This is a genomic window from Phytobacter sp. V69 (assembly GCF_965644215.1).
Classification (GTDB): Bacteria; Pseudomonadota; Gammaproteobacteria; order Enterobacterales; family Enterobacteriaceae; genus Phytobacter.
Genome location: NZ_CBFFRL010000324.1, coordinates 1 through 3,462 on the forward strand (window position 1 = coordinate 1; position 3,462 = coordinate 3,462).

2 protein-coding genes are annotated in these 3,462 nt (G+C 48.8%); both read left to right on the forward strand.

The genetic code is table 11. The features are described 5' to 3' along the window. The first annotated feature begins 653 nt into the window (after positions 1–653). Positions 654–2,918, forward strand: a complete 2,265-nt coding sequence (locus ACSZPU_RS24495) for a type VI secretion system Vgr family protein (protein ID WP_499004178.1) — start codon at positions 654–656, stop codon at positions 2,916–2,918. A gap of 7 nt (positions 2,919–2,925) precedes the next feature. Beyond that, positions 2,926–3,321, forward strand: a complete 396-nt coding sequence (locus ACSZPU_RS24500; RefSeq protein WP_499004179.1) for a hypothetical protein — start codon at positions 2,926–2,928, stop codon at positions 3,319–3,321. Positions 3,322–3,462: the final 141 nt, after the last annotated feature.

Sequence of the window (3,462 nt, forward strand, 5' to 3'; positions counted from 1 at the left end):
ATTCAGGCAACCGTCTGTGGTGTTTGCAGAGCTAAGATTGGCGGCTTAGCGTTGCACTTCGGAGTTGAATCCGCCAGGCGCTTATTTCCTCGGTACCGGCAGAATCATTAAAACGATTTGAAGGACGACGAAGCATTTTCAACGCCAGCTATAAAAGATAGCAACCGCCTGCAACCTTTAGTCCTGTGTAAAGTGATGGGACCCACCAGCACTGCTGTTAGTGCTGCTTACCCACTCATCAAGTTTATCCGCCAATTCCTGCATCATAACTTTCGCTCATCGAGGTAAGTTGCATGGTTGTATGTGCGGCGAACATTGTTGGTATCAGCGTGCGCAAACCGGGCTGACGGATGCTGATGACCGCGTGGTGTTCTCAACCCGCCGCAGGCCCACTGTAACGTTAAATTTGGGTCACCGATGAGTGTTTAAGAATTGTCTGTAAATCCGCCATGACGGGGAAAAATGACGGATAAGTTTGTGCTCTCTGAAATTTACAACGGTAATATGAGCACATTATGCAAATGATTCACGGGATTAGCTAAAATTTAACTGTAATCCCATGCTCTGTACACCCGCTACAGGGCAGTCCTCAATCTTAGCGTTTAACAGTTTATCCCGCTGACAGGTTGTTAAAACGCCCACGGAGATGAAGAATGCTGAACCGTATTTCGGTGACTCCTCCAGCAGGTGCTGAGTCGTTGCTGTTCTGGAAATTGAACGGTACGGAGGTGATGTCCCGCTCATTCTCACTGAACGTCACTATGCTGAGTCAGGACGAAAATATTGATCGTAAGGCATTGCTGGGGAAATCCCTGACGGTGACTGTTCCGACACAGACTCTGCAGCCACGCTATTTCAACGGCAAAATAACCGAGGTGAACCTTCAGGGCACCGAACTGAATGGTGTGCGTTATGCCGTCTATCTTCTCAAAATTGAATCCGATTTATGGCCACTCCTGCGTGACCGGAATCAGCGTATTTTTCAGAATCAGCGGGCTCCTGACATTATCAAGACCGTTCTGGCCGGATATGGTGTCAAAACGGAAGACAGGCTTACCGGTGAATACCGTAGCTGGGAGTACTGTGTCCAGTATCAGGAAAGCAGCTACAGCTTTATTTCCCGGCTGATGGAGCTGGAAGGGATTTATTTCTTTTTCCGTCATGAGGCGGATTCTCATACGCTGGTACTGATGGATACAGCTGATAGTCATCAACCTTTCAGTGGTTATGAAGTTATCCCGTATCACACCAGCCAGTCAGGCGGAACGACCAGCGAAGAGGGGATCGGGCAATGGGCCATCAGCGATCGCGTGACGCCAGGTCTCTACAGCATTGATGACTACGATTTCCGCAAGCCCAATGCCTGGATGTTTCAGGCGCGGGAAAATCCCGCCTCTCCATCGCCAGGGCAGATTGATTATTACGAATGGCCGGGGCGTTTTGTTGACCATCAGCACGGTGAATTTTACGCACGTATCCGCCAGGAAGAATGGCAGGCTGAGCAGCAGCGTATCGATGCCGCCGGTACGGCACTGGGTATAACCCCTGGGTACACTTTTGCGCTTGGGAACCCGCCATATAAAGGTGGCAGCAGCGAGTATCTCGTTGTCAGCGCGGCTTACACTCTTGAAGAAAACAGCTACGCCAGTGGCAGTGCGACCAACAGCGTCCACCATATTAATTTTGTTGTCATTCCGGCAGAGACCACCTTCCGAACCGCACAACGTACAGAATGGCCACGCACGCACGGGCCGCAGACCGCGCGTGTGGTCGGCCCCAAGGGAGAGTCCATTTGGACCGACAGATATGGTCGGGTAAAAGTGAAATTCCACTGGGACAGGCAGGCAAAAGGTGATGACACCAGCTCCTGTTGGGTAAGGGTTTCAAGTGCGTGGGCAGGTCAGGGCTTTGGCGGCGTACAGATCCCGCGCGTGGGCGATGAGGTAGTGATCGACTTTATCAACGGCGATCCGGACCGGCCGATTATTACCGGCCGCGTGTACAACGAAGCGAGTATGCCCCCGTGGGAACTGCCGGCAGACTCCACGCGAATGGGCTTTATGACACGCAGTAAAGATGGCAGTAAAGATAATGCCAGCTATCTTTTCTTTGAAGACAGGCAGGGAAGCGAATCTGTCGACCTGCACTCGGAAAAAGATATGACGGTGTCAGTCGAAAACGATCAAAACGTCAGCATTGACGGTACACGAACGACTGTCATCAAAAAAGAACAGAAAGACGATGTTACTGGCGATGCGACTTTTTATTATCAACAGAAGCGGACGACTACCGTCGATAATACTGAAACGAACACCTTCAATAATGGGGAACACACCACGATTCAGAAAGGACGGACGTTGTCGATTCTGGACGGAGGGGACACTGTTGAGGTGACCAGTTATCGCGACACGACCATCAACGGTACGGAGTCCCATCACGTAACCGGCAAACTGACAGAAACCTATGACAAGGGTCAGGACACAACTATCGGTGCCGACGGGAAAACGGAAACGATCCTGGGCGGTGTGGTGGTCAACGTTAATAGTGGTAACTGGGAGCAAAACGTAAATGACGGCACGATTACGATATACAGTCCGGATGAAATAAATATTACCAGCGGTACATCCGTTAATATCAATGCGCCGAAAGCATTATTCCAGCCCAAGATTCACTCTCTGACTATCACTGCGTTAAGCGAAAGTGCAACGGGCAATAGCCTTTCCCTGACCGGGGTATCTACCAGTTTTGCAGCTTTGTCTAATTCAGCAAATCTGGCTTCAACGTCTTTTAAATTAAAAGACTGGTCGAAAACAGTTTTTAAAGCCAAAACCAGCAACATTACCGTTAATCTGGAGATGGTTAAAATTACGAATTCGGTTACAAATATTACTAATAATTCATTGTTTATTATCACGTGAGGGTAGTATGTCCTTCAAAATTTTTTTTGCCAGTCTATCGACTCTCGAATTAGTATTTATGCTATTGGGGATCGCAGCGCCTATCTTATGTCTGGTGTGGGTTTTTTTTACTTTCAGGGGTAACTCGACCAGTATTCACGCCGCAAGAATTTTCCTCAAGCGTGCTACCTGGCCGGGGATACTCCACAAATCCCGGATTGAGTCATGGCAACAGACGAACACCATGTATGGAAACAATTATTTCTTTGATATTTTTTTCTATCTCGATGATAGCCAGCTATATTCAGCCAAAGCTCTGGTTGCCCCCGGACAGATGCATTTATTGAGAAAAGGTCTGCCGATAGTGGTGAAAAAAGGAGATAAAAATCGCATTGCAGTGATGCAAATTGGTTCTCAAGAGTAAAACGATAATAGGTAGCATCGAGGCATAACAACGGAAGACGCCGGGTAGTCCTGTTCACATTTGTAGAAGGCGGATTCAACTCCGAAGTGCAACGCTAAGCCGCCAATCTTAGCTCTGCAAACACCACAGACGGTTGCCTGA

What these genes read in the sequence shown, in the direction of transcription:
- ACSZPU_RS24495 (WP_499004178.1), top strand. Translation starts at nt 654, where the DNA reads ATGCTGAACCGTATTTCGGTGACTCCTCCAGCAGGTGCTGAGTCGTTG.
- ACSZPU_RS24500 (WP_499004179.1), top strand. Translation starts at nt 2,926, where the DNA reads ATGTCCTTCAAAATTTTTTTTGCCAGTCTATCGACTCTCGAATTAGTA.